The following is a 25,636-nucleotide window of genomic DNA, read 5'->3' on the forward strand; positions in this document are numbered from 1 at the left end:
GCCCGCAGCCCTCCCGCAGAGGCTACGCCTGCCGCTCAGAAGGGCAGTGGGCGGCTGTGCACCACGTCGAGGCGCGACACGGCACGAGTGAGGACCACGTAGAGCCGCTCGAGGCCCCGTTCCTCGGCCTGTGCCACCGCAGCCGGTTCCACGGCCACCACGTGGTCGTACTCCAAACCCTTGGCCAGCGACGCGGGCAGCAGCGTCAGGCGCGCGCCCAGCTCCTGCGGCCCCGCGGCCGGCAGTCCCGCCGCGGTCAGCGCCTCGTGCAGCTCCGGCACCTGCGCGTCCGCCGCGATCACCCCGACCGAGCCCTCACGGGCGAGCGCCCGCGCCACGGCGTCGGCGGTCGCGGCCGCCACCTCCCGTACGGGGACCGGAAGAAGGTTCAACTCCCCGTCCGTACGCAGCGACCGGGCGGCCGGCACGTCCACGTCCAGGGCCCCGAGCAGCCGGTTCGCCAGCTCCACGACGGCCTCCGGCACCCGGAACCCGGTGGTCAGCGGGATGATCTGCGCATCGGGCTTCCCGAGGTGGCCGAGCAGCGCGGGCCAGGAACGCGCCGCCCAGGGCGTGGTCCCCTGGGCCAGGTCCCCGAGCACGGTCAGCGACCCGAAGCGCGCCCGCCGCGCGATCGCCCGCGCCTGCATCGGCGAGAGATCCTGCGCCTCGTCGATCACGATGTGCCCGTATCCGGCGGGGTGTTCGATGAGCCCGGCGATCTCGTCGAGGAGAACCAGGTCGGCCGCGGTCCACTTGGCCGACTTCACGGAACGCGGCGGCTTCTCCCAGACCAGCGCCTTCTGCTCGGCCGCCGACAGAATCCCGTCCGCGGCCGCTGGCAGGCCCCCGGCCGCAGCCCCCGACGGATCCGTGAGCAGCTCGGCGAGCACCTCCTCCGGCTTGACCCGCGGCCAGACCTCGTCGAGGAACCCGCGCACCTGCCGCCCCATCGCCCGCAGCCACGCATGGGTGCGCGTACCCGAGCGGCGCTCGGCCTGATCCCGTACGAGGGCGAGCACACGTGTCTGCACCCGCTCACGGCCCGTCGCGTACGGCGGCGCCTCCCCGCGCACCTGCGCCACGATCCGCTCCAGCTCGCCGAGCGAGACGCGCCAGCGGTACGAACCGTCGCGCAGCGCAAGGGAGTCGGCGGGCAGCCGCACCCGCGCGTACAGCGCGCGGCGCAGCACCTCAGCCATGCGGGCGTCGTGCTTGACCGCGGCCGCCTCCGGGGAGTCGGCCGCTCGTACGGGGTGCCGCGCGATCTCCTCGTCGACGGTCGACTGCCGCACGCCCGTCTCGCCCAGCGAGGGCAGGACCTCCGCGATATATGCGAGGAAGGTGCGGTTGGGGCCGAGGATCAGCAGTCCGCCGCGCTGGATGCGCTGGGGGTGGGTGTAGAGCAGATACGCGGCCCGGTGCAGACCGACCGCGGTCTTGCCGGTGCCGGGCGCGCCCTGCACACAGACGGAGACGCCGAGGTCCCCGCGGACCAGCTCGTCCTGCTCGGGCTGGATCGTGGCGGCGATATCGCGCATCGGGCCGACGCGCGGCCGCTCGATCTCCTCGGCGAGGAAGGCGCTCGGACCGCTCAACTCCTCGCCCTGCCCGAGAAGTTCGTCCTCGAATCCGGTCAGATCCGCCGAGTCTCCGCGGCTGCCGGGCGCCCAGCCGAAACGGCGGCGCACCGCGACGCCCTGCGGGTCATGGGCGCCCGCGCGGTAGAAGGCGCGCGAGACGGGGGCGCGCCAGTCGACCACCAGGGGCGGCGCCGCCGGGTGCTCGCCGATCCGCAGGCGGCCGATGTGGTAGCTCTGCCCGCGGTGGTCGCCGGCCACGGCGCCGTCCCGTACGCCCGCGAAGTCGAGCCGTCCGAAGAACAGCGGGCCCTGCGGAAGTTCCGTCATCTCCTTGGCACGGCTGCGGAGTTCATAGCCGAGCACTTCGGCGTCGGCGCCGGAGGCGGAGGCGTTCTCGCCGACGACGACCTGTTCGTGGGCGCCCTCGATCATCGCGGTGAGTGCGGTGCGGCAGCGGTCGTGGTGGGTGCGTTCGCGGGTCAGCTCCTGGGTGATGGTGCTCATCCAACGAGAATAACGTAACCGAGTTACATTTTTTACCGGGTAACGGTTGCCGTAAAGTGACCCCATGCCCCAGCACCCCGCAGGCCTGCGCGCCCGCAAGAAGCAGCAGACCTTCGACACACTCTCCGAGACGGCCATCGCCCTCTTCCTGGAGCGCGGTTTCGACCAGGTGCCGGTCGCGGAGGTGGCCGCGGCCGCGGGGGTGTCCAAGCCGACCCTGTTCCGGTACTTCCCGACGAAGGAGGACCTGGTCCTGCACCGCTTCGCGGACCACGAGGACGAGGCCGCACGGGTCGTGGCGGGCCGCGCGCCGGACGAGTCCCCGCTGGACGCACTGCGCCGCGACTTCCTGGCCGGACTCGACCGCCAGGACCCGGCCACGGGCCTGTGCGACCACCCCGCCGTCCTGGCCTTCCAGCGCCTCGCGTACGGGACGCCCTCGGTGGTCGCCCGGATGCTCGGCTTCCTCACCCGCTCCGAGGAGGCCCTCGCCGATGCGCTCGGCGGCGGCATCGGCGCACGTCTGGCGGCGGGCCAGATCATCGCCGTACGGAGGATCCTCGCGGAGGAGAACCGGCGGCGGATCACGGCGGGCGAGCGCGCGGCGGACGTGCTCCCGGATGCACGCGGGGCGGCGGAGACCGCCTTCGCCCAACTGGCCTCAGGTCTAGCCCAGCTCCCGTTCACAAAGGGCTAGTTGCACTCTCGGCGAGACCATACCGAGGCCCGTACGGGCGCGGCGGATCGCGGCCGGCGCGGGACACTGGAGGGATGGACACCCTGCACGGCACCTACGTGACCCTGCGCCCCGCGACGGCGGCGGACCTGCCGACGTTCCGCACCGCGCTCGCCACCGTCGAGGTGGCCCGCTGGTGGCACTGGCCGGACCCCGAGGGCGACCTCGCCGAGCCGGAGCACCGGCATCTGGCGATCACGGTCAAGGGCGAGACCGTCGGCATGATCCAGTGGTACGAGGAGGAGGACCCCGACTTCCGCTATGCCTCCATCGACATCTTCGTCCACCCCGACCACCACCGTCTGGGCCTGGGCACGGACGCCATCCGCACGCTGGCGAGCTGGCTGTTCGACGTCCGCGGCCACCACCGCCTGACCATCGACCCGGCGGCCGAGAACTCCGCGGCGATCACCTGCTACGAACGTCTCGGCTTCCGCCGCGTCGGGGTGCTGCGCAAGCAGTGGTACGACCATTCGCGGGAGGAATGGGCGGACGGGATGCTCCTCGACCTGCTCAAGGGGGAGCTGAGCGAGGGGAGTTGAGCGGGAGGGTTGAGCGAGGGGAGTTGAGCGAGAGGGGCGAGCCAGAGGAGTCGAGCACCCCGCTCAGCTCCCGCCCCCACGCTCGATCAGCGCCGCGACCCCGTCGAGCACGCACGCGAGCCCGAACTCGAACTCGTCGTCCTCCCCGTCGGCCCCCTGCAGCACCCCGGAGTCGAGCACCCTGGTGACGCCGGGGTGCCGCTCGGGCGTGGTGAGGACGGAGAGCGTGCGGGCGTACTCCCGCAGATGCTCATCGGGCGTACGCCCGCTCTCGCGGATCGCGGCGTCGATGCTGGACATCACCGCGGCCTCGTTGCGCACATAGCCGCCGACCAGCATCAGGACGCTCAGCTTCGCCTCCTCCGCGAGGCCCGTGTCCGCGAGCGCGGACAGACCGCACTCCATCCACTCGACCTGCCGCGGAGTCGCCGGCGGCCCCGTGAGCGGGATTCTGAGCAGCCAGAGATTCGCGTAGAAGATCTTGCGCTGCTCGCGCGCCCACCGCTCCATGGACGCCCGCCAGGACGCCGCCGGATCGAGCACGGGCGCGGGCGGTGTGGCGGCCTCCTGCATCAGGATCAGGAGCTCGCCCTTGGCGCCCACGTACCGGTAGAGCGACATCGTCGATACGCCCAGGGCCTTGGCGACCCGCGGCATCGAGACCGCCTCGACCCCGTCGGCCGCGGCGATGGCGACCGCCTCGTCGACGATCCGGTCAAGGGAGAGGGTGGGTTTCGGCCCCCTGGACGGGCGCTCGCGCAGGCCCCAGGCCGTCGCGAGGCTCGCGGGCAGGCCCGTACCGTCGTCCGCCTGCGCCATCCGCGTCGCCTCCCTGCGTGGACCCCGAGGTTTCCCTGAGCTTCCGCCCCGAGCTTGACGCACATCCTATTTCTGCGTAACCCTTACACAGTAATGCGTAAGCCATACGCAGAAGCCGCGCCGGGTCCTTCGGCGCAGCGGAGACGACGGGGACGGGACGGACCGACCATGACCATCCGAGAGCAGCGGGAACAGGCGGAACTGCGGGACCAGCGAGCACCGCGGGAACAGGCCGCGGCCGCCATCGAGACCGCCGGACTGTGCAAGAGCTACGGCAGCCACGAGGTCCTGCGCGGCCTCGACCTGACCGTGCCGCGCGGCACGGTGTACGCGCTGCTCGGCCCCAACGGCGCCGGCAAGACCACCGCCGTGCGCATCCTGGCCACGCTCGCCACGGCCGACGCCGGCACGGCACGCGTGGCGGGTTTCGACGTCCGCACCGAGCGGGCGCGGGTGCGCCGGTCCATCAGCCTGACCGGCCAGTTCGCGGCGGTCGACGAGATGCAGACGGGTGCCGAGAACCTGCGGATGATGGCCCGCCTGGCCCCCTCGGCCACGGGCGGGCGCCCGTCACGCGCCGAGGCCCGCGCCAAAGCAGCCGGCCTCCTCGCCCGCTTCGGCCTCACGGACGCCGCCGACCGCCTGGTCAAGACGTACTCGGGCGGGATGCGCCGCCGCCTCGACCTGGCGACTTCGCTGGTCGGCTCCCCCGAGATCATCTTCCTGGACGAACCCACCACCGGCCTCGACCCGCGCAGCCGGCAGGAACTCTGGGCGGTGGTACGGGAGTTGCGCGCCGAAGGCACCACGGTCTTCCTCACCACCCAGTACCTGGAGGAAGCAGACCAATTGGCGGACCGCATCGCCGTCCTCGACGCGGGCTCGCTCGTCGCCGAAGGCACCGCGGCCGAACTCAAGCAGCGCGTGTCAGACCACCGCCTGGACATCACGCTCGCCGACTCCGCGGCCTACCTGCGCCTCTCCCCCCGCGCCACATACAGCGACCCGGCGTCCCTGACCCTCGGCATCCCCACGGACGGCAGCGCGGCGGAGGTACGCGCGCTGCTCGACGAGCTGGACCCGGCCCGCACCGCCATCACGGCCTTCACCCTGCACTCGGCCACGCTCGACGACGTCTTCCTGACCCTGACGGGCCGGCCCCCGGCGCCGGACCCGGCGGCCCGGACACCCCCCGCCATCGCGCCCACCACCGAGCCCGCCCCCGCGACCCCCAAGGACCCCAGCCATGTCTGACGCCCTCATCATGAGCGGCCGCGCCCTGCGCATGAGCCGCCGCAACGTCGACGCCCTGATCACGGCACTCGCCCTGCCGGTGATGCTGCTGCTGATCTTCGTCTACTTCTTCGGCGGGGCGATCGACACGGGGACGAACCAGCAGTACGTCACCTACGTGGTGCCGGGCGTCCTGCTCCTGTGCGCGGGCTTCGGCTCGTCCAACACGGCCATCGCGGTCGTCGAGGACCTCAAGACCGGGATCATCGACCGCTTCCGCTCCCTGGACATCGGCGGCGCTCCCATCCTGGCCGGCCACGTGGCCGCCTCCGCGGCCCGCAACCTCGTCGCCACCGCCCTGGTGTTCGCCCTCGCGTTCGCCATCGGCTTCCGGCCCGCGGCCACCCTGGCCGGCTGGCCGGCGGCCCTGGGCGTCCTGCTCGCCTTCATCCTGGCCCTGTCCTGGCTCAGCGCGGCCGTGGGCCTGCTGGCCAAGTCCCCCGAAGCCGCGGGCGGCTTCACCTTCTTCGTGAGCTTCCTGCCGTATCCCAGCACGGCGTTCGTCCCCACGGACTCGATGCCCTCCTGGCTCCGGGGCTTCGCCGAACACCAGCCGATCACCCAGGTCATCGAATCCCTCCGCGGCCTCCTCCTGGGCCGGCCGGTCGGCTGGACACCGTGGATCGCACTGGCTTGGTGCGCGGGAATTCTGGGGGCTTCGGTGGCGGCTTCGGCTTGGCTGTTCCGCCGGCGTACGGGGTGATCGTCGTATGGGGTGATCAGGGGCGCCACGAGGGCTGGGCGGCCACGCGCCAGCGTCCTTCGAAGTGCCGCACCCACTGGCCCACGGCCCGCACGTCAGTGGCCGTTCCGTCCTTGCCCGACCAGACGTAGAGCTCCGTGTTGTAACCCTTGGGGTCGTAGACGACACGATCCGGATTCGACGTCCGCATGCGCGCCGACACGTCGTACAGACCATGCAGGACGAGTTCCTGGTTGAAGAGGCAGATCTTCTCCACCGGCTCGCCGTTGTAGACGCGGTACTGGCACGTCACGTGCACTCTGCCCAGGTCGGACACCTGCTGCGCCAGGCCCGACAGGGTCTCGTCGTAGTCCTTGCACTTGCGCTCGAGCCTTCTGCGGAACTCCGGGTCGTCAAGCGGCAGATCGTCCGGCCCGACTCTGGCCGGCACGGACATCTCCCTGCCGAAGTCGGGGATCAGCATCCTCACCGTCACACTGCGCGTCGGGCCGGGGTCGTCGAGCAGCTTCTCCAATCGGTGGTAGAGCTCGTTGTAGAGGGTCTCGCCGGTGTAGCCGACGAAGCAGATGTCCACCGTTTTGGACCTGAAGGCAGCACCGACCAGGCTGCTCAGCTCGCGTGAACTGATCAGGGTGCGCGCCGGAGTCCGTGCGGACGTCACCAGTTCGTGCATCGCGTCGTACAAGACGTACGCCACCAGGCTGAGCAGCGCGCCGCCGAGGAAGGCCTGGTCCTCCAGTGCATCGCCCACAGGCTTCACGAACTGTGCCACCAAGCCCGTAACGAAGATTCCGATCAGGATCGTCCGGGTCACGGGGGCCTGGAAACGCTCCTGGAAACGCCGCAGCCGGGTTCCTATGTCCGGTTCAGGGCCACCACTTCCCCCATGCGCCACCCGCGTCCCTCCCCCGCCCCAGCCGCGCAGGCGACGCTCCAATGCGTCCGCATCGCCGTTGGGACATGGTCGCCGTATGCCTGTGACGGAAGCAAGACGGCAGGCGGCAACCGCGGGCCCGGTTGGCGGCGTATGTCCTACGAGGCGTCGGGGCGCCTCACCCGATCGGGCCACGAATCCTTTGACCCGGTCGCATGTTTCAAGAGTCCGCGACTAAGGTGCGTAGCACCTCTGCCGCCTCGCATGGCAGCCAGGAGCAATCAGGAGCTGAAGTGGCCGGAGTGTCCGCCTCTCGTCCCGCTCCTCCACAAGGCAAGGCGCCCACTCCGTACGAGCAGCGGGCGGCCTTCGTGGAGTACGCGCAAACCCATGGGGCGATGACCCGCGGTCACCACAACCGCAACTTCCGCGTCCCGCTCACCGAGGACATGGCGGCTCTCCTGGGACAGCCGGTGGGCACCGACGTGATGGTGCGGACCCGGTTGAGCGATGCCCTGCGAGTGGTCATCAGGACGTGGCCGAACGAGGCCGAGGTGCTCGACGCGGTCAGGAACGTGCTGCCGCAGGTTCCACGCTGCCTGGCCACGCACGAGAACACCGCGATCCACAGCTATGTGGAAGGCGTTCCGCTCTCCAGCATCTGCGAGAACGGCAAGCCCGTGGACAGCCTCCTCGTGCGCGCCCTGACAGGTGTGCTCGCGGAGATGACGCAGGTACGCAAGGAGACCCTGCCTCGCCTTCCGGACGGGTGGCCCCGGAGCAATCGGGACAGCCGCGGCTTCCTGCGCGCACTCGCACGGCTGGCGGACGAACAGATCCGCAAACCCAACTGGGCACAGTTCGGTGGGTTATTCGCGGCCCTGGGCGTATCCGACGACGCATTGACACAGTTCGCTCTGCGTCTGCCTGCCATGTCACCGCGACCGTTCAGTCTGCTGCACACCGATCTGCACCGCGACAACATCATCGTCACCTACAGCGGGCGCACACCTCTCATCTACGTGGACTGGGAACTCTCCTCCTGGGGCGATCCACTCCACGACCTGGCCAACCATCTGGTGCGCATGCACTACCCGGAGCACCAGCAGGCCGAAGTCATCGAGGCCTGGGCGACGGACATGCAGCGCGTCAGGCCCGAGGCGACCTTCGGCCTGTCACGGGATCTGAAGCACTATCTCGCCTTCGAATACGCCCAGTCGGTGTTCCCCGATGTGATGCGTGCCGCCACGTCGCTCGGCGCCTCGCTGGCCCCGGCGGACCTGCACCGCGCCACCCGGCAGGTGGCCCGGGCGCTGACACTGGCCGCCGAACCACTGGGCCTCGCGGAGCTTGCCGATCAGGACATCCAACGGATCCTCATCCGCTGGCAGACCGCTCGCCTGGGGCGCAGCGGCAGCACCCTCTCACCCGGTATCTCCTTCAGCTTCGACGACCGGCTCGAGGAACGTCCGGAATGCAACCGCGCGGCCGTACTCGCGGCTCTGGAGGCAGAGGGCGCGGCGCCCGCCGACCGTGTGTTCAAGGGAACCGCCCACCTCAACACCGTGGTGCGCGTGCCGGGGCACGTCAGTCCCGTCGTTGTCCGCCGCAAGATCGCAGCCGCAGGCCGCCGGGAGCGGATCTTCCTGAGCGAGCACGCCGTCCTGCGTGCCATCGAGGAGTCCGAAGCCTCCAAGGTCGTCCGGGCACCACGGGTCCTCGCGCTGGGAACGAGCCACGGCGCAGATGCCTTCGCCATCCATTCCTACGAGGGTCCGGCCGACGAGAACTTCGCGCCGAACCACCCGGAACACGGACTGCTTCCGCACGAGGCCGACAACCTTGTGGACCAGCTCTGCGCGCTCACGCAGGTCGACTACGAGCAACTGGGGGGACTCGACCCGACGGCGCTGGACGTGGACTTCTACGAGTGGCTGACCGTGCAGCTGGTGCAGCTGGTCGACTCCCTCCCTGCCGAGTCCAAGAAACTGGCCCGTGCGCTGGGTCTGCCCGACAGAGCCCGGCTCCAGGACCTCCTTCGCCGCCACAGGGTCACCGCGCGTCGCTTCGCCTTGCTGCACGGCGACCTCAACCCATGGAATCTGGTGCGGGCCAACGGTGAACTCACCATCATCGACTGGGAAATGGCCATGGTGGGCGACCCGCTCTACGACCTCGTACGGCATCTGCATCTGACGCCCGTCCGGCCGGCGATCAGGGACCGCATGTTCACCCGCTGGTCCCGATACCTGGGCAAGGAGTACACGAGCGGCTGGAAGGCCGACTGGCGCGTCTACCGGTGGATCGAGCTCATCCGCTCCGCGTACATCGACCTCGACCGGCTCGTGACAGGCGACGGCCTCGACGCGCCCAACGTCCGTCGTGCCGTGGACCGTTACGCCATGACACTGGCCGATGCCACAGCGGCGCTCGGCCTCCCGTCCCGCCCGGTCGCCAACCCTTACCTCGTGGCCTCGCTGCCCATGGTCGAAGGCTCCCTCACCCGGGCCGACGGGCTGGAGCCCAAGGGCTCCTAGGACTTGGACTCGGGCGTCGACAAATGCCGCCACAGGGATTCGAACCAGGACTGCAGACTGGAGACGAACACCGAGCCTGGTGACTTCTCGTCATCGTCCGCCGCGTGATGCGCCAGAGTCGATCCGAGGCCGAGCACGTCGATCACATCCGCCGGGGTGTCGTCCAGCAAGGTGATCCTGCGCTCCAGTACCTCATAGGGACCCAGCAGCGCCTCGCTCCCGTTGAGCACATAGACCTTGAAGGCCGGAGCCAGCGGTACGGTCCGGATCTCGACGGACACACGCGCGACCAGCCCCTCCGTCTGGAGTTCCCGCAGGACTCTCCTCAGGGAGCGTGAATGCAGGTCGCTGATGGCCCGCAGCCGCTGCTGAGGGCGCAGATCCGCAGGGTCGTCCTTCATCCGCGGATACGGGAGGTACGCGGACTCGTCCGGCAACAGCATCCGCACCTGGACCGACTGCGGCGAGATCTCCCCCGCTCGTACGCGCTCGGCCTGCAGCCTGATGTGCGCATCCAACGACTCCGACGTCAGGGTGAACACGTCGAGCGTCACCTCGGCCGCCTCGAACGCCGCCCCGATCAGCGGCCCGAGCGTCACCCGCCGGCTCCGCCCGTCCCGCGTCACGGACGGGATCTGCTGCTGCGCCTTGAGCGTCTCGGGGTGCGCGCGCACCTGCGTACCGCTGCCGCGGCGGGACTCGATCAGCCCCTCCGCCGCCAGCTCGTGCAGCACCTTCACCACGGTGTCCCTGGACACATCCAGCTCGTCGGCCAACTCCCTTTGCGACGGCAGTTGTTGGCCGACTCGGTAGACGCCGTCCGTCAGGCGGGACCGCAGCTCGGCTGCCACCTTCCGGTACGCCCTGCCCCCACTCTCGCTCACGCCCTTCAACGTACCGCCGCACAACCGGCTACAAACCGCTTTCAGACAAATTGGATGCCTGAACGAAACCGAGGTGAGGCCCTGGTGTGTCGATCACCAGTCCAGGGCACCACCTCAAGACAACAACCAGTCCAGTTGGACTGAAAGAGGAAGGGTAGGTGTCATGGCGAGGTTCCCCGAGACCGTAGAACTGCTCATCATCCTCTGGCAGTTGCTCGACCGGATGCACCTCATCGAAGGCGGACCGGTGCTCGTCACCATCGCCCTTCTGGTGACTGCCGTACGGACCCGCAACGCGACCGTCGCCTATGCGGCCGTCATGGCCGCCCTGGTGGTCCTGGCTCAGGCCTGAGCCGCCTGCCAGACGAGGTCCAGCACCGGACCGAGGGAGTCGACAACGAGGTCGGCTCCCGCAGCGTGCAGCCGCTCCTGGCGGTGCGCGTCCCTGCCGTATCCCAGAAAGTCCACTCCCGCCGCACGCGCGGCAAGCAGATCGGCAGGGGTGTCCCCGATCATCAACGCCGATGAGGGATCCGTATCGAGAGAGTCGAGCGCTCGGTGCAGGCACTCGGGGTCGGGCTTGAGGTGGTCCGCGCGGGCAGTCCGGCCGTGGATGGCCCGGAAGCAGTACGTGAGCCGCCGGTGGGCCAGGTACTTCTCCACCGCCTGCGGCGAGTTGTTGGTCGTGACGGCCAGCCGCACGCCCGTCGCGTTCCACGTCTGGATGAGGCGGTCCGCGTACGGAGTGGGGTAGGCCGACTCCGTCGCCTTCAGCTCCTCCTCCGTGACCTGCGCCTCCAGCATCGCGATCAGGTCACCCCCTGGCTGCTCGTCGTGCACGGCGCGCAGGATCGAATGCGGGTCGGCCGCGTCCCAGCCGTGCCGCGAAGGGGCGGGGCCCTCCCCGGACTCGATCCGCTCGATCAGCCGGGCGGCGATGTCCCGCGCCGGATGCCCGTAGAAGAGCCGGCAGATCGGCCCGTCGAAGTCGAAGAGGACCGCCTGTTTTCCGGTGATCAGATCGCCGACTCTTTCGATCACTTGGGCCGCCTGAGTGGTCTGTGTCGTGTCAGAGGTCACTAAGAGAGTGTCAGGTCCCCCGCGATCGTGTTCCAGAGTGCGTCGAACCACCTCTGCGACTCCTGCACAAATGACCAGTCCTTGCCCCCCGTGCCCGGTTCTCCCGCGGCCGGCTTCTCGAACGAGAACAGGAGGGACCTGGCGCCCAGGACATCGAAGAGTTCCGTCATCTCGGAGCCGCTGCCCACGTGGTCCTCGCGCCGCATGATCATGTAGTACGCGAACAGCGCCTCCGTGCCGTTGAGCAGATACAGCTTCACGGGCGGCGTGAACGGCAGGGCCTTGAACGTGACGCGTACGTCGATCTCGTGCGTCGAGCGCAGCGCGAGCAGATTGTGCTTGAGGACCTGGCCCTGGGCGTTGCGCTGGTCGAGCCAGCGCTTGTGGACCGCTTCCGAGTCACCCTCGACCGGGACCGGGAAGGCCAGGTCGATGTCGCGGCTCGGCAGCAGCAGGCGTACCTCGATGGACTCCGGGCGCAGGCTGCCCTCGTGGACCCGGCGCAAGGGCTCACCCAGAGCGATCATCAACGTTTCGGAGGTGAGGCTGAGCGCGTCGACGCGGACGTGCCGCTGGCCGAAGGCCCGGACCAGTTGGGGGCCGAGGCCGACCATCGTCGGCTGCGGGCCCGTGAGCGTGGGCGGAGCCGTCTGCGGAGCGATCTGCGGCGGTGCGCCCTTGGTGACGTTCTTGAGCAGGCCGTCGTCCTGGAGCATCTTCAGGGCGAGGCGGACCGTGCCCCGTTCCACGCCGAACTCCTCCGCGAGCCGGCCCTGGGTCGGCAGGCGGCTGCCGGGCTGCAGTTCGCCGTTCCTGATCCGGCTGCGGAGTATCTCCGCGATCTCCTGGTGCGAGGGCTTTCTGCCGTTCACCGTCACGCTCTCCTGGGCCTGGGTCACGACCAGCAGGTTACAACTCCCCTTGAGCTGGCGGCAGTTGTTTCGACCTAAGAACCAAGGGAAGAAACTTGGTGAGACTAGGAGCCAACTTCCACCAAGTCCCGAAAAGCTGGCGGAAGTTAGGCCAAGTAGCTCCTCCCACCCCGAAGGAGGAACCACCATGCCGGTCATCGCTCTACTCGGTGCAGTCTTCGTCATCGGTTTCGAGCAGCTCGTGCAATGGCAGTACGGGCCCATGGGAATCGTCGGGCTGCTGCTCCTGACCATCGGCATCAAGGCGAAGAATCCCACCTGCAGCTCCATCGGAGCGGTCGTGCTCGCCGTGATGGTCGCCGGCCCCGCCTTCTGAGCCCGCACGGCCCGGCGGGGCCACCCCATCACCGAAGCGGCTAGACCCCGGGCGGCGCCAGCTCCAACGGTGAACTGATCGTCTCCCACAGCGCGTTGAACCACAGATGCGACTGCTCGACGAAGGTCGTGTCCCTGAGCCCCGCACCCTGATGGAACGCGAAGAGCATCGACTGCGTCCCCTGGGCGTCGTACATCTCCACGTGCTCGTGATTGATCTCGGTGCCCCGCTGCGTAAGCGTGTAGTACGCGAAGAGCGCTTCCGAACCGTTGAGCAGATACAGCTTCACGGGCGGCGTGAACGGCAGCGCACGGAAGGAGACGGAGACGTCGATCCCGTGCGTGGCCCGCAGCGCGAGCAGGTTGTGCTTGAGCACCTGCCCCTGGGCGTTGCGCTGGGCCAGCCACTGTCTGCGCACGGGGTTGTTCGCCTCCTGACCTGCCGATACGCCCTCGACCGGCACAGGGAAGGCCAGATCGATATTGCGGCTCGGCAGCAGCACACGGACCGTGACCCTGGCCGGTTTCGGCCCCCCTGCGTGGATCTGGCGGAGCGGTTCGCCGATCGCGAGGGTGAGCGAGACGGACGTCAGGCAGATCGCGTCGATCTCCACCTGCGGCTCCGCGAAAGCCGAGGTGATCCGAGGGCCCAGGGCCACCGTGGTCGGCATCGGGGCGGCTTCCGCGCCGGCGAAGGAGTGCATCACCTCCGCGGCGTCGGCCGCTACCGTCGCGGGGGTCCCCTTGGTCACGTTGGTGAGCAGCCGCTCGGCCTTGAGGATGTCGAGCGCCTGCCGTACGGCACCGCGCTCCACACCGAACTCGACTGCCAACTGTGCCTGTGTGGGCATCCGTTGGCCTGGTTGCAACCGTCCGCTGCGGATACGGTCGCGCAGTTCATCGGCCACCTCGCGGTGCGACCTGCGGGCGCTTTCCGCGCTGCGGGGACCGCTGTGGACCTCATCCTGAGGAGCACGCTTCGGGCTCACAACCAAATAGTACAACTTCCCGCCATCTTCGGGGAGTTGCGGGAAACCTGGTTATCGATCGGTCTCAAGGGCAGATAACCCGTTGAGAGTTGGCTACCAACTCCGGCAAGCTGGATGCACCCAGAGCAACATGGTCAGACCCCTGGACGGTTGGTCCCCGACGGAGCGCGACCCGCCGCCAGGTCCTCCCCCATCCCAAGGAGGGACCGTCATGCCGCTCATCGCCATCGTCATCGCCGGCCTGGCCCTTGCCTTCGAGCAGGCGATCCAGTGGAAGTACGGCCCGATGGGTCTCATCGCGTTCGCCGCGCTGACCATCGGCATCAAGGCCAAGAACACCATGTTCAGCAGCATCGGCGCGGTCATCCTCGTCATGCTGCTCTCCCAGTCGGGCTGACCGGGCTCCCCTCCGGAGGGGAGCGGGGAGTCCGGTCGGCCGCTCACGCGGATGCGCCGGCTAGAACATGTCTGGGCACCACGGGCGCCTGGACGTGCGCAGCAGGGCGTCGGCCGCGGCGGCGGCGCCCGGACGCTCCTCGGTGACGGTGCCGAGGTCGGCCAGCCGTACGGCCGACTCGTCACCGAGCCAGAGTGTCGCCAACTCCCGTACGTCCATGGAGAGTTCCGCACTCTCCGTGGTCGGCTCGCAGGTCGCACCCTGCGGGCCGGCCTCCAGGCGGTAGCGCCCGCCCGTGTAGCCCGCCGGGTCCTCGATCTGCAGGACGAGGGACCCGGCGCCGTTGTACGTACGGGCTTCCATGGCCCGTACGACATCGAGGATGCGCACCCAGAGGAAGTCGGCCTGGGTGATCACCCGGGCGGCACGGGGGTCCGGGAAGTAGAGGGGGATCAGCGAGTCGGGGGCGCGGTGGCTCGTGCGGACCTTGAGGATCCAGTCGATCGAGGCCACGTAGTGCCACAGCGCGCGCTCGGCTGCGGGCGTGACGGCGTCGAGTCCGCGCACCTTCGCCGTGTTCTGCGGCAGCTTGTTGTCGCTCCAGTCCGCCACCGGCTCGTACGAGACGAGCCCTTCGACCTCGCCGGCCGCCGAGCGGTAGACGGCGTAGTGGGGATCGCTGCGGCCGTGGAACGGGTCCGCGAGCACACCGGTGCTCACCTTCCACCAGCGCTCGCTGCGGTCGACCGCTCCGGGCTGGCGGCGCCGGAGGCGTTCATGCAGCTCGGGTCCGAGCTTGCGGACGTCCGCGGCGTCGACCAGATCGATCCGGCCGCCGTCGCCGGGCCCCGACCAGCGCGGGTCGAGCCCGGCGCGCGGGACGTCGATCTCCCACTGGGTGGTCCAGGTGGCGGGACCGAATCCGAACCGTCCGTAGATCGGGTACTCGGCGGCGATCAGCGTGGCGACGACATCACCGCGCTCCTTCGCCGCGTCGAGGTCCTGGGTCATCATCCGGCTCAGGAGACCGCGGCGGCGGTGGGTGGGCGAGACCGTGACGTTGGTGACCGCGTCGGCCGGCACCTCGGCGCCGCCGACCGCCGTGAGCTTCTGCGCGAAGGACCGGAAGGTGGCCACACAGCGGCCCTGGTCGAAGGCGCCGAGCGTACGGGAGAGGTCGATCGAGGCGCGGCGGTCGGCCAGTTGCTCCTCGGTGCTGACCGGACTGCGCAGAAACCCGGTGTTCAGGGCGCGGGCCCAGTCGGCTACGTCGGCTTCTTCGAGTGCACGGATGTCGACCATACGAGTCACCGTAGGCGGGGCCCGACGGTCGATGCATCTGGGTTTTCCAGCCGGTTCGGCCATCCAGCCCCTGCGGCGCTTGAGCAGATCCGAACGAAGTTCGGATGCCGGGGTCCGGGGCGAAGCCCCGGTTTCGGGAAGGGGCGGGGTGGGGGAGAAAAGCCCGCCGCAGGCGCCACCCACCCCAGCCACCTCACGCAGCAACCTCACGCAGCCGGGCAGAGCGCCTCGGCGCCGACCCGCGCCTGGGCCGGGACCACAGCAGCGACCGGGACGGACGCCGCCGCCTGGGCCCGACCCCGCGCGAAGACCACGAGCCGCAGGACGACGAACCGCCCGATCCCCGCGAGGCCCGAGGCCGACAGGTAGACGACCTGCTCGACGACCGCACCCGGCGAAGACGCCAGCAGCTGAAGGATCAGCATCGCGATGCTGGTGACCGCGTACGCGGCGGCCGCCGAGCCGGCCGACTGCCAGTGCTGGCGCCAGGTCGCCCGGCCGCCGGCACCGAAGGTGAAGCGGGCGTGCAGCTCGGTGGCGAGCAGCGTGGACGCCACGGTGATCAGCGCGTTGGCCAGGATCCAGGGCATCAGGGAGGCGAGGCCGGCCACGGCGAAGCTGGAGGCGACCCCGACCCCGCCGCCGCAGAGCACGAAGCGCGCGAAGGCCAGGACGGCGCCCGGCGCCTGCTGGCTGCTGTGTCCTGTCTCCACTGTCCCCACACCCCTTTGACGGCACCGAAGGCTTCTCTGTGACACCGGCGCCCGGCCCTTCCCCCACAAAGACCGTGGCGGAGGCCCGAACTAACCGGTGGCACCACTATGGCACAGTCATGGCGCCATGACGAGCCATTAATGGCAGCAAGTGCGCCACCGATGGCGCCACATCGACACCGCGACGCCTTACGGGAACCATACGGCCGTCCTATACGGCTGTTCAATACGTGCGTATAGATTTCTTGGCAGCAGGCAGACCTCGTGCCGCACGCAGCAAGAAGCGCCCGCCGACAGGTCGGAACCTGTCGGCGGGCGCCGTAGCAGAAGCCCCGGGATGAGGCCCCAGGGAAGAAGGCCGCGTCAGAAGGCCGCCCGTATCTCCCCCACCGGAACCCCGCCACCGAGCAGCGGCGCCTCACCGATCCGCGCCACCACGGAAGCGTCGACGCCCATCAGGTCGAGCGCCCGGGCCAGCACCGGCCCCAGCGCCCGGGTCGCCCCGTCGTCGATCTTGAACGCCAGCGCACGGCCGTCCGGCAGCGCCACCGCCTGGACCGCCTCCGCGCCCATCTTCGAGAGCGTGCCGGGCACCTCGCGCATCAGCCAGGTGTCCGGGCGCCGGGTGCCCGCGACGTACTCGGGGTGGGCACGCATCGCGTCCGCGACGCGGCGCTCCGGCGTGCCCTCGGCGGCGAGAACGAAGTGGCGGAACGCGCCGGCGAGACCGGGCAGGCTGAGCGCCATCAGGGGCGCACCGCAGCCGTCCGTGCCGATGGACGCGACCGGTTCGCCCGCGGCCGTCTCGACGACCTCGCGGATCAGCTGCTGCAGCGGGTGGGCCGGGTCCAGGTAGCTCTCGGTCGGCCAGCCCGCCTTCACACAGGCCGCCAGCATCGAGGTGTGCTTGCCGGAGCAGTTCATCGTGATGCGCTGACGGTCATTCCCGCCGGCCAGATACGTCTCGGCCTCAACCGGGTCGAGCGGCAGGTCGGGCGGGCACTGCAGCTGGTCCTCGGTCAGGCCCTGCTCGGCGAGCATCTTGCGGACGAGGTCCAGGTGGAAGGGTTCGCCGGAGTGGCTGGCCGCGGTGAGCGCGAGCCGCTCGCCGCTGAGGTCGAGGCCCGCGCGCAGGATGCCCGCGGCCTGCATGGGCTTGTTGGACGAGCGCGGGAAGACGGGCGCCATGACATCGCCGATCGCATGCTCCACCGAGCCGTCCGCGGCGAGCACGACGAGGGCGCCGCGGTGATGGCCCTCGACGAAGCCGGAGCGTACGACCTCGGCGAGGACCGGAGGTATCGGGGCAGGGGCGGTGGAGGTCATCGTCGGCCTTCCGGTGGCGCGGACCCGCCGCCGTGAGCCGTGCGGTTCAGGAGAGCAGGTCGTCTACTTGTGCTTCGCCCTCACGGTACCTGCGGGCGATCTCCGCGCTGCAATCGTCGGCGGTCCGCTGGAGTGCCTGACGGCGCCGGGACACCTGCTGTTCATAGCGGACAAGGCGGCCCATCGCGGTGTGCAGCTCTTCGTCCGTACGGGCGTCGAGGTCGCTCAGCTCCACCTCGGCGAGCATCTCGGCGGCGAGCAGCCGGTACTCCTCGCCATGCGGGGTGCCGAGCGTGACATGACGGGCCGACGAGCGGTGCGAGGAGGGCGCGTCCGCGAGGATCTCGGAGAGCCGCTCCACGACGGCCGGGTCCGGTGCCGGCGCCTCGGGCGCCCGGTCGTGCAGCCGGCGGGCGAGCTCGGCGCGCAGGATGTCGATCCGGCCCTGGAGCAGCCGGCGCAGATAGCTGAGGTCCGCCTCGTCCTGCTGCGAGGTGCGGCGCAGACGGCGCAGCTCGGGGAGCCTGAGCGCCCGCAGATCGTGGTCGGGCATCTCGGGCAACGGGCTGTTGCTGCGCTGCTGCGGCGGACGCGGCACGGCGGCCTCGGCACTCCCCGTACGGGCCGTCGGCACGGGCCCGGAAGGCTGTCCGGTACTCGATGTGCTCATGCGCTGATCCGTCCCCTCGCTCGGTGCGGTGCACCGCGTGTGAGCATCGTGCCACTGACTGTGGGGGATATGTGGCGGAGTGCACTCGATCGGCCCCGGATAGGTGCATGGCATTACGCGGCGGATGGGGCGCGTGGGGGAACTTCTCCCGTACTTCACCCGGCAGTTGGCGCTTTCCGTCACCTGCCGGGGAGGGCTGTTCGGTGGCGGCGTTCGGGGGCACGGCATGATGTCCCGTATGCGTGCGGTGGTGCAGAGAGCGAACGGGGCGAGCGTCGTCGTCCAGGGTGAGAACGGTCCCGAGACGACCGGCGAGTTCAGCGGCGAGGGCCTGTGCGTCCTGGTGGGCATGACCCATGAGGACACCAAGGAGAAGGCCGCCCAGCTGGCCCGCAAGCTGTGGACGCTGCGGATGCTCGCCGACGAGAAGTCCTGCTCGGACATCGACGCGCCGCTGCTGGTGATCTCCCAGTTCACGCTGTACGGCGATGCCCGCAAGGGCCGCCGCCCCACCTGGAACGCGGCCGCGCCCGGCGATGTCGCCGAGCCCCTGGTCGACGAAGTGGTCGCTCAGCTGCGGGCGTTGGGGGCGACGGTGGGCACGGGACGGTTCGGGGCGTCGATGCAGGTGTCGCTCACGAACGACGGCCCGTTCACGGTGCTCCTGGACCTGTAGGTCAGGGCTCGACGACGACTTCCTGGGCCGCGGCCGTGGTGCCGACGAGCAGCGGGGCGTCCACCGGAATGTTCCGCTTCACCAGCGCGAGCGCGATCGGGCCCAGCTCGTGGTGGCGGGCCGAGGTCGTGATGAAGCCGATCTTGCGGCCCTCGGGACCGTCGGACGCCAGGCGCACCTCCGTGCCGTGCCCGGGCAGATGCACCTCGCTGCCGTCCAGGTGCAGGAAGACCAGGCGGCGCGGGGGCTTGCCCAGGTTCTGTACGCGCGCGACCGTCTCCTGGCCGCGGTAGCAGCCCTTCTGCAGGTGGACGGCCGAGCCGATCCAGCCCAGCTCGTGCGGGATGGTGCGGTGGTCGGTCTCGAAGCCGAGCCGCGGCCGGTGCGCCTCCACGCGCAGCGCCTCGTACGCGAGGATGCCGGCCGCCGGGCCGTTCTCGGCCACGTACGGCTCCAGGGAAGCGCGCGGCAGGAAGAGATCGCGCCCGTACGGGGTCTCGCGGGCGACCACGCCCTCGGGCACCGCGGCGATGGAGCCGGCCGGCAGGTGCACGACCGCGAACTCCTCGGTGCGATCGGTGACTTCGACCCGGTAGAAGAACTTCATCGACTCCAGGTACGCGAGCAGCGCCTCGCCCGTGCCCGCCTCGAAGTACGCCCAGGTGGTGGTGCCGTCGTCGACCAGGGAGAGGTGGTGCTCGATGTGCCCGTTGGCCGAGAGGATCAGCGCCTCGGTGGCCTGGCCGGGCGGCAGGTCGCTGACGTGCTGGGTGAGCAGCAGGTGCAGCCAGCTGAGCCGGTCGTCACCGGTGACCGTGAGCACCCCGCGGTGCGAGAGGTCGACGACACCGCTGCCGTCGGCGAGGGCGCGCTGCTCGCCGTACAGCTCGCCGTAGTGCGCGGCGACGCCTTCATCGGCGCCCTCGGCGGGGACGGCGCCGGGCAGGGACAGCAGGGGGCTCTTCATGGTGGTCACTCACGTAACGACGGGGTGGGCAGCGGATTTATTTCCCGGAACCGGCTTGTGCGGCCTTCGCCGTGCAGTCCTTGCACCGGCCGAAGATCGCGAAGTGCTTCATATCGGTGTCGAAGCCGAACTCCCGCTGCAGCTTCGCCTTGAAGTCGGCGGCCACCGAGAGATCCGCCTCGATCACGTTCGTACAGTCGCGGCAGACCAGATGCAGATGGTGGTGGCGGTCCGCGAGGTGGTACGTGGGCGCGCCGTGGCCGAGGTGGGCATGGCTGACCAGGCCCAGCTCCTCCAGGAGTTCGAGCGTGCGGTAGACCGTCGAGATGTTCACCCCGGACGCGGTCCTACGGACCTCCGCGAGGATGTCGTCAGGGGTCGCGTGCTCCAGGGTGTCCACTGCTTCGAGGACAAGCTGACGCTGCGGCGTCAGCCGGTAGCCGCGCTGCCGCAGGTCGGTCTTCCAGTCGGTGCTCACCACAGGGCCCAGTCTATGGGTGGGCCCTGTGGGCGGGGCCGCTTGCGGAAAGCGGGCCTGCTCAAAGGCCCGCTCGGAGTCCTACTTGAAGAACGCGATGCCGTCGTCCGGCATGTCCGGGAGGTTGCGCGCCATCTCGGCGACCTCCTCGGGCGTGACGACCTTCTTGAGCTGCGCCGACATGTACGGGCGGAGCGGGACCTCGGGGGTCTGCTTCTCGCCGACCCACATCAGGTCGCCCTTGACGTAGCCGTACAGACGCTTGCCGCCGCTGTACGGGCCGGAGGCCGCGGTGCGGGCGACCGCGTCCGTGGCCAGGTCGATCTGCGGCTTCTTGTCGGCCAGCTCGCCGTACCAGACCTCGACGACACCGTCGTCGCGGACCATCACGACCTCGACCTTGCGCTCGGCGTCGATCCGCCAGAACCCGGACTCGGTCTCGAGCGGCTTGACCTTGTTGCCCTCGGCGTCCAGGACCCACGTACGCGAGTGGTACTCGATGAAGTCACGACCGTCGTGGCTGAAGCTGACCTCCTGCCCGAAGTTGCACTTCTCGGCGCCGGGGAAGTCGGAGACACCCGCGCCCGCCCAGTTGCCGAGCAGGAAGGCGAGGGGCACGAGGGAGGGGTTCAGGTCGGACGGGATCTCGATCATCAATGGCTCTCAGTACGGGGCGTACGGGGACGTACGGACGGTCAGCGCTGACCCTGGTACAGCTTCTTCACGGTCAGTCCGGCGAAGGCGAGAACGCCGACGCAGACCAGGACGAGCAGGGCTGAGAAGAATGCCTCAAGCACGGGTGTGCTCCTTGTGAGCGGTGAGGGCAGGTACGGGCCGGGCCCCAGCTTAGTCGGCTGGGGCCCGGGGGTCGCTGTGAGGTGGGCCCTTCGGGCCGCGGCTCAGCTCAGGAGCTGGGTCTGGAGGACCACCGTCTGGTGGAAGGGGACGCGCTCGGCGCCGCCGTCCTTGTGGGACTGGACGACCAGACCGAGGATGTCGCCGGAGGCGAGATAGGCGACGCGGCCGTCGCCCTCCTCATTGGTCTCGTACACGTAGTGCTCGGTGTCCCGGCCCTCGCGCGGGTTCTCCCACCGCTCGTCGATTGCGGTCGAGACGACCCCTTCCAGGTTCGCGCCCACATCGCCGGCCGGCGCCAGGATCGTGTCCATGAAGGCGTCCTTGTAGCCGACCGAGGGGAAGCGCGCCAGGTAGATGCGGCTCTCGGTGCCGTTGGGGGCGGTCCAGGAGCGGGCCACGATCTCGCGCGCACCGAAGTCGCGCAGACCGTTCACGATGTCGGTGCGCTCCTCCTTCACGTACTGCTCGGCGAACTCGCTGCTCTTGACCGCCTTCGCACCCGTGTCGCCCTTCGCACCGGCCGGCGCGGGCAGCATCAGGTCGGTGAGCGCGGCGTGGTGGATCTCGCCCGGGTTGGCCTCGCCGAAGGGCCGCGGCTTGCCGGCGGGCAGCGCGGGGAGCTTCAGTTCCGGGTACTCCCAGCGGCCGTCCGACTGGGTTGCGAGGCCCGGCACGTCGGTGCGCTCCATCGACGTGATGGCGTACGCGGAGCCGGCACCGAGCCCGCCGCAGACAAGGACGGCCAGCGTCCAGCGGGCCACGGCGCGCAGGACGCGCCGGTCCTTGAGCGAGGGCTTCGGAGGCGGGGGCTGCACCCAGGTGGCCGGGCCCTCGGGCTCGACCTGGGTGACACCGCCCCAGGACTGCTGTGCCGGGATTTCCGGCTGCGCGGGCGCGCCCGGGGTCAGCTGCTGGTCGGTCATACGTACTCCCCCGGCGACTTGATGTGATCGAGCTGCTTCTTCAGGAAGCGCGCGACATCGGCCTTGTTCATCGGCTTCGGGCCGTACACGTACACGCTGACGAAGGCGTCAGCGACCTGCGCGCTGCAGAACATGTCGTCCATCTCGACGCCCTTCTCCGCGGGCATCAAGGTGCACTTGGCCTTGGAGTGCCCCTCGATTTTCGGGCCGTTCTTGGCACCGGGAACGTTCCTGGTCAGAGAGGTCATGAAGGACTGCAGATCCCTCAACGCCTTGCGGTCCTTCGCCTTGATGACCGTGGTCTCCAGGATGAAGCCGGACTGCTCGTCGACATACGAGCGGCCGGCCACACCCTGCACGCCGAACTTCTCCATCCGCTGGTTGAACTCCCGGCGCTGCTTGCCGGTGAGACCCCGGCCGGTCGCCTTGAGCTGAGCGGTGGCCTGCTTGCCCGACAGCGAACTGTCGTTGCCGTTCTCGTCGAGGTCCGGGCCGAGGTGGTACCCCTCGGGCACGGGCAGCAGCAGCTTGGACAGTTCGGTGTCGTGACGGCCGCGGTGAGCATCACCGGCCGGGTCCTCTCCGGGCTTGCCCTCCTTGCCCCAGTGCTTGGTGGTGACGGTCGTATCGGCCTTGTCCACCGTCGACTTGACGTAGAACCCGGCACCCCCGGCGCCGCCGAGCACGAGGACCACGGGCAGGACCACGGCGACGATCCGGCGCACGCGCGGCAAGCGCGCCGGGCGTTCAGGGCCCGAGGCCAGAGCGTCAGGAGCACCGAATCCCAGGGGGTCGGCAGGCGCCGGGTGCTGCGGGACGCCCTGCGCGGTCTCGTTGTGCGGTACGTCGTTCACAGCCGTCCCACCTGCCGCTCCGCGAACGAGCGGATGTCCTTGTTGCTCACGGGCTTCGTGTCGAAGATGTGCACTTCGACCATGACGTCACCGCGGAAGGCGGCGGCCTGCGCGTGATACACGGGCAGGTAGCCCGCTTCCCGTTCCACGGGCATCTGAGCCCACCTGCCGTCCACGCTCCCGCGAACCTCGCCGCGGTCGGTCCCGTCGGTTTCCAGGTAGTACATCCGGTCCGCGGTGTTCTCGACGGCCCCGGCAACGCCGTCCTTGCCGAACTGGACCAGCCGGATGGCGACGAACCGCGTGCCCCGTTCCCAGTCGGCGGCGGCGATCCTGCGCACGCCGATGCTGTTGAGGTGCTCGAGCATCCGCGGCGGCTCTTCGAACTCCCGGATGTAGCTCCGCACCGTCATCCAGCCGTCATCCGACAGCGTCCCGCCCTCGAAGGTCGCCAACGGTGCGTCCCGGTACCCCGACGGCCGCGGCAGCAGCAGTTTCCGCAGATCCCCGTCCGCCTTGTGCGTGCCCACCGCGTCCTTGGCCGTCGCCGAGGACTTCTCCGGGTACGCCAGATCCGCCTGCGACAGCGCCGGCAGCGGCGTCGGCTTCCGCTCGGCCTGGACGGTGTAGCCCGCAGCCGCGCCCCCCGCGACACCGAGCACGGCCGCAGCCAGGATCAGGGCTGTCGTGCGGCCGCGGCGGCGCTTCGGGCGCTCGGGCGGCGTGGCCGTGCCCGCGTCCGGCTCGGGCGGCCTGCCCGCGGCCGGCTCGGGCGGTGTCGCCGAAGGCGGCGGTGTCGTCGGCGGATCACCCGCTGCCGGCCGGTTTTCCGGCATAGGCGGTGCTGCTGGTTCCACGGTCCCCCCTGGGCTCCGAAGCGCCGATTCCGTATCGGCGCGCCCAGAAGACCCACGGGAAACTCAGGGAGTTGTACGCCCCTGGATAACGGTTAGGACACCTCCTGACCTGCGGGGAACCACATCACCGCAGAACTGCCCGCACCCTCCGCGACCGGCACACAAGCAGCCAACCGATGAGTTTTCGCTCCCCCGTACGTCAACACCCCGTAAGCAGCGGCCACCTGGGCCGCACCGTATGAAGCAGCCGATGAGAGAGGCACACGATCATGAGCGAGCAGAACACCACCGGTTTCTCCTACTCCGTCTCCCGCGAGATCGCCGCCCCGGTGTCCCGTGTCTGGCAGGCGTACACGACCGCGGCCGAGTGGCCGGCCTGGTTCGGGGCCGTGGAGGGTTCCGTGGAGCTCGACATCCGGCCGGGCGGCGCGTGGAAGGCGACGCTCGGGATGCCGGACGGCGGACAGTTCCCGCTGACCGGCGGGTTCCGTGAGGTCGTCGAGGGCGAGCGGATCGTCGTGACGATGGATGTGCCGGGGCAGCCGGCCGAGGTCATGGAGATCGCCTTCGCCGAGAGCGGCACCGGTACGAAGGCCACGCTCAGCCAGTCATGCGCCACCAAGGAGGGTCACGACCAGGCGCGCGAGGGCAGCGAGATGCTCCTGTCGGGCCTGGCGGCGCACTGCGAGGCGTGAAAGGTCGCTTGGCCGTCTTGGGAGGCGGCGTGTCCCGGGGTTTCCGGGGGCTCCTATTCGTCGCCCCCAGCATCGGACTTCTGGTCACCAGAGGGGTCGTCCCACCAGCGGTCCTCGGGACCGCGCCGGTTGGCGACGATCGCGGCGAGCGGTGGGATGACCATGGCGACCACGCACATTCCGACGGCCACGGGGACCGACCAGAGCCGGACGACGGCCCACGCAAGCACGAACAAGGTGAGGCAGAGCCCCATCATGGCGAAGTAGGCATGCCGCCTTCGCGCGTACATATCTCCAGCGTAGGCCGCGTGCGGGCCAAAAGAGCCGGAGGACCGCACCCGTTGCCTGGTAAGCGTCCAACCCCCAGGGGTGCGGCCCTCCGGCCGTTTCAGCGGGCAGCCGTCACGCTGCCGGAGCGGTCTCAGACCGCGATCGCGACCTCGGCGAGGCCACCGGTCTGCGCGACCACCGTGCGGTCCGCGGTGCCGCCGGGCACGAGCGCCCGTACGGTCCACGTGCCCTCGGCGGCGTAGAAGCGGAACTGTCCGGTCGCCGAGGTGGGCACCTCGGCGGTGAACTCGCCGGTCGAGTCCAGGAGGCGTACGTAACCGGTGACGGGCTCGCCGTCGCGGGTCACGTGGCCCTGGATGGTGGTCTCACCGGGCTTGATCGACGAGGCGTCCGGGCCGCCGGCCTTAGCTCCACACATGGGTCAAGTCCTTTCGAAGGAGGGTCGGTTGGCGGCGGGTCAGCCGTTGGCGCCGAGCTCGATCGGCACACCGACGAGCGAGCCGTACTCGGTCCAGGAGCCGTCGTAGTTCTTGACGTTCTCGACACCGAGGAGCTCGTGCAGGACGAACCAGGTCAGGGCCGAGCGCTCGCCGATACGGCAGTACGCGATGGTGTCCTTGGCGAGGTCGACCTGCTCGGCGGCGTAGAGCGCCTTGAGCTCCTCGTCCGACTTGAAGGTGCCGTCGTCGTTGGCGTTCTTCGACCACGGGATGTTGCGCGCGGACGGGACGTGGCCCGGACGCTGCGACTGCTCCTGCGGGAGGTGGGCCGGGGCGAGCAGCTTGCCGGAGAACTCGTCGGGCGAGCGCACGTCGACCAGGTTCTGGCTGCCGATCGC

At 69.8% G+C, this 25,636-nt stretch carries 30 protein-coding genes; 10 read left to right on the forward strand and 20 right to left on the reverse strand.

Annotated features, from left to right (window positions below):
- Nucleotides 1-35: 35 nt before the first annotated feature.
- The gene (locus H9Y04_RS29245; protein WP_187817048.1) at nt 36-2,087 is read right to left on the reverse strand and encodes a HelD family protein; all 2,052 of its coding nucleotides are present in this window, start codon (nt 2,085-2,087) and stop codon (nt 36-38) included.
- A gap of 64 nt (nt 2,088-2,151) precedes the next feature.
- Between H9Y04_RS29245 and H9Y04_RS29250 the strand changes: the two genes are divergently transcribed.
- Nucleotides 2,152-2,784, forward strand: a complete 633-nt coding sequence (locus H9Y04_RS29250; RefSeq protein WP_187817049.1) for a TetR family transcriptional regulator — start codon at nt 2,152-2,154, stop codon at nt 2,782-2,784.
- A 74-nt stretch (nt 2,785-2,858) separates the two neighbouring features.
- Nucleotides 2,859-3,365 carry a GNAT family N-acetyltransferase gene (locus tag H9Y04_RS29255; RefSeq protein ID WP_187817050.1) on the forward strand — a complete coding sequence of 169 codons (507 nt, stop codon included), beginning with the start codon at nt 2,859-2,861 and terminating at the stop codon, nt 3,363-3,365.
- Between the two features lie 63 nt (nt 3,366-3,428).
- On the opposite strand, the gene H9Y04_RS29260 is transcribed toward H9Y04_RS29255, so the two are convergent.
- Entirely contained in the window at nt 3,429-4,184 is a 756-nt protein-coding gene (locus H9Y04_RS29260) for a TetR/AcrR family transcriptional regulator (RefSeq protein ID WP_187817051.1), read from the reverse strand.
- Between the two features lie 168 nt (nt 4,185-4,352).
- Between H9Y04_RS29260 and H9Y04_RS29265 the strand changes: the two genes are divergently transcribed.
- Nucleotides 4,353-5,438: an ATP-binding cassette domain-containing protein gene (locus tag H9Y04_RS29265; protein ID WP_236071590.1), complete on the forward strand. Its 1,086-nt coding sequence runs from the start codon at nt 4,353-4,355 to the stop codon at nt 5,436-5,438.
- The gene (locus tag H9Y04_RS29270) at nt 5,431-6,180 is read left to right on the forward strand and encodes an ABC transporter permease (RefSeq protein ID WP_187817053.1); all 750 of its coding nucleotides are present in this window, start codon (nt 5,431-5,433) and stop codon (nt 6,178-6,180) included. Before H9Y04_RS29265 ends, H9Y04_RS29270 begins: the two co-directional genes overlap by 8 nt.
- A gap of 16 nt (nt 6,181-6,196) precedes the next feature.
- Here H9Y04_RS29270 and H9Y04_RS29275 read toward each other — a convergent pair whose 3' ends face one another.
- Nucleotides 6,197-6,931: a hypothetical protein gene (locus H9Y04_RS29275; RefSeq protein WP_308801138.1), complete on the reverse strand. Its 735-nt coding sequence runs from the start codon at nt 6,929-6,931 to the stop codon at nt 6,197-6,199.
- A 521-nt stretch (nt 6,932-7,452) separates the two neighbouring features.
- On the opposite strand from H9Y04_RS29275, the gene H9Y04_RS29280 reads away from it, so the two are divergent.
- Entirely contained in the window at nt 7,453-9,591 is a 2,139-nt protein-coding gene (locus tag H9Y04_RS29280) for an aminoglycoside phosphotransferase family protein (RefSeq protein ID WP_187817109.1), read from the forward strand.
- On the opposite strand, the gene H9Y04_RS29285 is transcribed toward H9Y04_RS29280, so the two are convergent.
- Nucleotides 9,588-10,475 carry a GntR family transcriptional regulator gene (locus H9Y04_RS29285; protein WP_308801139.1) on the reverse strand — a complete coding sequence of 296 codons (888 nt, stop codon included), beginning with the start codon at nt 10,473-10,475 and terminating at the stop codon, nt 9,588-9,590. The genes H9Y04_RS29280 and H9Y04_RS29285 overlap by 4 nt on opposite strands.
- Before the next feature lie 163 nt (nt 10,476-10,638).
- Between H9Y04_RS29285 and H9Y04_RS29290 the strand changes: the two genes are divergently transcribed.
- A complete protein-coding gene (locus H9Y04_RS29290) occupies nt 10,639-10,827 on the forward strand; it encodes a hypothetical protein (protein ID WP_187817056.1) in 189 nt (62 codons plus the stop codon).
- On the opposite strand, the gene H9Y04_RS29295 is transcribed toward H9Y04_RS29290, so the two are convergent.
- Together H9Y04_RS29295 and H9Y04_RS29300 are read right to left on the reverse strand one after the other, a co-directional pair.
- Nucleotides 10,818-11,516 (reverse strand): HAD family hydrolase, encoded by a 699-nt coding sequence (locus H9Y04_RS29295; RefSeq protein ID WP_308801140.1) that lies wholly within the window; start codon nt 11,514-11,516, stop codon nt 10,818-10,820. The two genes, H9Y04_RS29290 and H9Y04_RS29295, sit on opposite strands and share 10 nt — an antisense overlap.
- 38 nt (nt 11,517-11,554) lie before the next feature.
- Nucleotides 11,555-12,460 (reverse strand): GntR family transcriptional regulator, encoded by a 906-nt coding sequence (locus tag H9Y04_RS29300; RefSeq protein ID WP_236071628.1) that lies wholly within the window; start codon nt 12,458-12,460, stop codon nt 11,555-11,557.
- A 154-nt stretch (nt 12,461-12,614) separates the two neighbouring features.
- Between H9Y04_RS29300 and H9Y04_RS29305 the strand changes: the two genes are divergently transcribed.
- Nucleotides 12,615-12,803 (forward strand): hypothetical protein, encoded by a 189-nt coding sequence (locus H9Y04_RS29305; RefSeq protein ID WP_187817058.1) that lies wholly within the window; start codon nt 12,615-12,617, stop codon nt 12,801-12,803.
- 40 nt (nt 12,804-12,843) lie between these two features.
- Here H9Y04_RS29305 and H9Y04_RS29310 read toward each other — a convergent pair whose 3' ends face one another.
- The gene (locus H9Y04_RS29310) at nt 12,844-13,710 is read right to left on the reverse strand and encodes a winged helix-turn-helix domain-containing protein (protein ID WP_187817111.1); all 867 of its coding nucleotides are present in this window, start codon (nt 13,708-13,710) and stop codon (nt 12,844-12,846) included.
- Nucleotides 13,711-14,002: 292 nt separating this feature from the next.
- Here H9Y04_RS29310 and H9Y04_RS29315 point away from each other — a divergent pair, with 292 nt between their 5' ends.
- The gene (locus tag H9Y04_RS29315; RefSeq protein ID WP_187817059.1) at nt 14,003-14,188 is read left to right on the forward strand and encodes a hypothetical protein; all 186 of its coding nucleotides are present in this window, start codon (nt 14,003-14,005) and stop codon (nt 14,186-14,188) included.
- A 60-nt stretch (nt 14,189-14,248) separates the two neighbouring features.
- Here the strand turns inward: H9Y04_RS29315 and H9Y04_RS29320 are convergent, their stop codons facing one another.
- The 4 genes from H9Y04_RS29320 to H9Y04_RS29335 all read right to left on the reverse strand — a co-directional run bounded on the left by H9Y04_RS29320 (nt 14,249) and on the right by H9Y04_RS29335 (nt 18,199).
- Nucleotides 14,249-15,490, reverse strand: coding sequence for a GNAT family N-acetyltransferase (locus H9Y04_RS29320; RefSeq protein ID WP_187817060.1), 1,242 nt, complete (start codon nt 15,488-15,490; stop codon nt 14,249-14,251).
- 206 nt (nt 15,491-15,696) lie between these two features.
- Complete coding sequence (locus H9Y04_RS29325) at nt 15,697-16,203, reverse strand: GtrA domain-containing protein (protein ID WP_187817061.1); 507 nt, start codon at nt 16,201-16,203, stop codon at nt 15,697-15,699.
- 363 nt (nt 16,204-16,566) lie between these two features.
- Nucleotides 16,567-17,529 (reverse strand): asparaginase, encoded by a 963-nt coding sequence (locus H9Y04_RS29330; protein WP_187817062.1) that lies wholly within the window; start codon nt 17,527-17,529, stop codon nt 16,567-16,569.
- Nucleotides 17,530-17,575: 46 nt separating this feature from the next.
- Nucleotides 17,576-18,199 (reverse strand): RsiG family protein, encoded by a 624-nt coding sequence (locus H9Y04_RS29335; RefSeq protein WP_187817063.1) that lies wholly within the window; start codon nt 18,197-18,199, stop codon nt 17,576-17,578.
- Nucleotides 18,200-18,437: 238 nt separating this feature from the next.
- Between H9Y04_RS29335 and dtd the strand changes: the two genes are divergently transcribed.
- Nucleotides 18,438-18,875, forward strand: a complete 438-nt coding sequence (dtd, locus tag H9Y04_RS29340; protein WP_187817112.1) for a D-aminoacyl-tRNA deacylase — start codon at nt 18,438-18,440, stop codon at nt 18,873-18,875.
- Nucleotide 18,876: 1 nt separating this feature from the next.
- Here dtd and ygfZ read toward each other — a convergent pair whose 3' ends face one another.
- The 6 genes from ygfZ to H9Y04_RS29370 all read right to left on the reverse strand — a co-directional run bounded on the left by ygfZ (nt 18,877) and on the right by H9Y04_RS29370 (nt 23,791).
- Nucleotides 18,877-19,842: a CAF17-like 4Fe-4S cluster assembly/insertion protein YgfZ gene (gene ygfZ, locus H9Y04_RS29345; protein WP_187817064.1), complete on the reverse strand. Its 966-nt coding sequence runs from the start codon at nt 19,840-19,842 to the stop codon at nt 18,877-18,879.
- 37 nt (nt 19,843-19,879) lie between these two features.
- Entirely contained in the window at nt 19,880-20,323 is a 444-nt protein-coding gene (locus H9Y04_RS29350) for a Fur family transcriptional regulator (protein ID WP_187817065.1), read from the reverse strand.
- 78 nt (nt 20,324-20,401) lie between these two features.
- Nucleotides 20,402-20,974, reverse strand: a complete 573-nt coding sequence (locus H9Y04_RS29355) for a heme-binding beta-barrel domain-containing protein (protein WP_187817066.1) — start codon at nt 20,972-20,974, stop codon at nt 20,402-20,404.
- Nucleotides 20,975-21,219: 245 nt separating this feature from the next.
- On the reverse strand, nt 21,220-22,101 hold the full coding sequence (locus tag H9Y04_RS29360) for a hypothetical protein (RefSeq protein WP_187817067.1): 882 nt from the start codon (nt 22,099-22,101) through the stop codon (nt 21,220-21,222).
- Complete coding sequence (locus H9Y04_RS29365; RefSeq protein WP_187817068.1) at nt 22,098-22,955, reverse strand: hypothetical protein; 858 nt, start codon at nt 22,953-22,955, stop codon at nt 22,098-22,100. Before H9Y04_RS29365 ends, H9Y04_RS29360 begins: the two co-directional genes overlap by 4 nt.
- Nucleotides 22,952-23,791 carry a hypothetical protein gene (locus tag H9Y04_RS29370; RefSeq protein ID WP_187817069.1) on the reverse strand — a complete coding sequence of 280 codons (840 nt, stop codon included), beginning with the start codon at nt 23,789-23,791 and terminating at the stop codon, nt 22,952-22,954. The genes H9Y04_RS29365 and H9Y04_RS29370 overlap by 4 nt, the downstream gene beginning before the upstream one ends.
- A gap of 290 nt (nt 23,792-24,081) precedes the next feature.
- Here H9Y04_RS29370 and H9Y04_RS29375 point away from each other — a divergent pair, with 290 nt between their 5' ends.
- A complete protein-coding gene (locus H9Y04_RS29375; RefSeq protein WP_187817070.1) occupies nt 24,082-24,507 on the forward strand; it encodes an SRPBCC family protein in 426 nt (141 codons plus the stop codon).
- A gap of 53 nt (nt 24,508-24,560) precedes the next feature.
- Here the strand turns inward: H9Y04_RS29375 and H9Y04_RS29380 are convergent, their stop codons facing one another.
- The 3 genes from H9Y04_RS29380 to H9Y04_RS29390 form a co-directional block, all read right to left on the reverse strand.
- Nucleotides 24,561-24,797: a DUF3099 domain-containing protein gene (locus H9Y04_RS29380; RefSeq protein ID WP_187817071.1), complete on the reverse strand. Its 237-nt coding sequence runs from the start codon at nt 24,795-24,797 to the stop codon at nt 24,561-24,563.
- A gap of 131 nt (nt 24,798-24,928) precedes the next feature.
- Nucleotides 24,929-25,216 (reverse strand): DUF1416 domain-containing protein, encoded by a 288-nt coding sequence (locus H9Y04_RS29385; RefSeq protein WP_187817072.1) that lies wholly within the window; start codon nt 25,214-25,216, stop codon nt 24,929-24,931.
- Between the two features lie 39 nt (nt 25,217-25,255).
- Nucleotides 25,256-25,636 (reverse strand): sulfurtransferase (locus H9Y04_RS29390; protein WP_187817073.1); only part of this gene is annotated, 381 nt, incomplete at its 5' end.

This window comes from Streptomyces polyasparticus (assembly GCF_014493765.1).
GTDB classification, from domain to species: domain Bacteria; phylum Actinomycetota; class Actinomycetes; order Streptomycetales; family Streptomycetaceae; genus Streptomyces; species Streptomyces polyasparticus.

Bases quoted from the DNA above. Each gene is read 5' to 3' on its own strand.
- H9Y04_RS29245 (WP_187817048.1), bottom strand. From the start codon at position 2,087: ATGAGCACCATCACCCAGGAGCTGACCCGCGAACGCACCCACCACGAC.
- H9Y04_RS29250 (WP_187817049.1), top strand. From the start codon at position 2,152: ATGCCCCAGCACCCCGCAGGCCTGCGCGCCCGCAAGAAGCAGCAGACC.
- H9Y04_RS29255 (WP_187817050.1), top strand. From the start codon at position 2,859: ATGGACACCCTGCACGGCACCTACGTGACCCTGCGCCCCGCGACGGCG.
- H9Y04_RS29260 (WP_187817051.1), bottom strand. From the start codon at position 4,184: ATGGCGCAGGCGGACGACGGTACGGGCCTGCCCGCGAGCCTCGCGACG.
- H9Y04_RS29265 (WP_236071590.1), top strand. From the start codon at position 4,353: ATGACCATCCGAGAGCAGCGGGAACAGGCGGAACTGCGGGACCAGCGA.
- H9Y04_RS29270 (WP_187817053.1), top strand. From the start codon at position 5,431: ATGTCTGACGCCCTCATCATGAGCGGCCGCGCCCTGCGCATGAGCCGC.
- H9Y04_RS29280 (WP_187817109.1), top strand. From the start codon at position 7,453: ATGACCCGCGGTCACCACAACCGCAACTTCCGCGTCCCGCTCACCGAG.
- H9Y04_RS29290 (WP_187817056.1), top strand. From the start codon at position 10,639: ATGGCGAGGTTCCCCGAGACCGTAGAACTGCTCATCATCCTCTGGCAG.
- H9Y04_RS29305 (WP_187817058.1), top strand. From the start codon at position 12,615: ATGCCGGTCATCGCTCTACTCGGTGCAGTCTTCGTCATCGGTTTCGAG.
- H9Y04_RS29315 (WP_187817059.1), top strand. From the start codon at position 14,003: ATGCCGCTCATCGCCATCGTCATCGCCGGCCTGGCCCTTGCCTTCGAG.
- H9Y04_RS29320 (WP_187817060.1), bottom strand. From the start codon at position 15,490: ATGGTCGACATCCGTGCACTCGAAGAAGCCGACGTAGCCGACTGGGCC.
- H9Y04_RS29330 (WP_187817062.1), bottom strand. From the start codon at position 17,529: ATGACCTCCACCGCCCCTGCCCCGATACCTCCGGTCCTCGCCGAGGTC.
- H9Y04_RS29335 (WP_187817063.1), bottom strand. From the start codon at position 18,199: ATGAGCACATCGAGTACCGGACAGCCTTCCGGGCCCGTGCCGACGGCC.
- dtd (WP_187817112.1), top strand. From the start codon at position 18,438: ATGCGTGCGGTGGTGCAGAGAGCGAACGGGGCGAGCGTCGTCGTCCAG.
- ygfZ (WP_187817064.1), bottom strand. From the start codon at position 19,842: ATGAAGAGCCCCCTGCTGTCCCTGCCCGGCGCCGTCCCCGCCGAGGGC.
- H9Y04_RS29355 (WP_187817066.1), bottom strand. From the start codon at position 20,974: ATGATCGAGATCCCGTCCGACCTGAACCCCTCCCTCGTGCCCCTCGCC.
- H9Y04_RS29360 (WP_187817067.1), bottom strand. From the start codon at position 22,101: ATGACCGACCAGCAGCTGACCCCGGGCGCGCCCGCGCAGCCGGAAATC.
- H9Y04_RS29370 (WP_187817069.1), bottom strand. From the start codon at position 23,791: ATGCCGGAAAACCGGCCGGCAGCGGGTGATCCGCCGACGACACCGCCG.
- H9Y04_RS29375 (WP_187817070.1), top strand. From the start codon at position 24,082: ATGAGCGAGCAGAACACCACCGGTTTCTCCTACTCCGTCTCCCGCGAG.
- H9Y04_RS29380 (WP_187817071.1), bottom strand. From the start codon at position 24,797: ATGTACGCGCGAAGGCGGCATGCCTACTTCGCCATGATGGGGCTCTGC.
- H9Y04_RS29385 (WP_187817072.1), bottom strand. From the start codon at position 25,216: ATGTGTGGAGCTAAGGCCGGCGGCCCGGACGCCTCGTCGATCAAGCCC.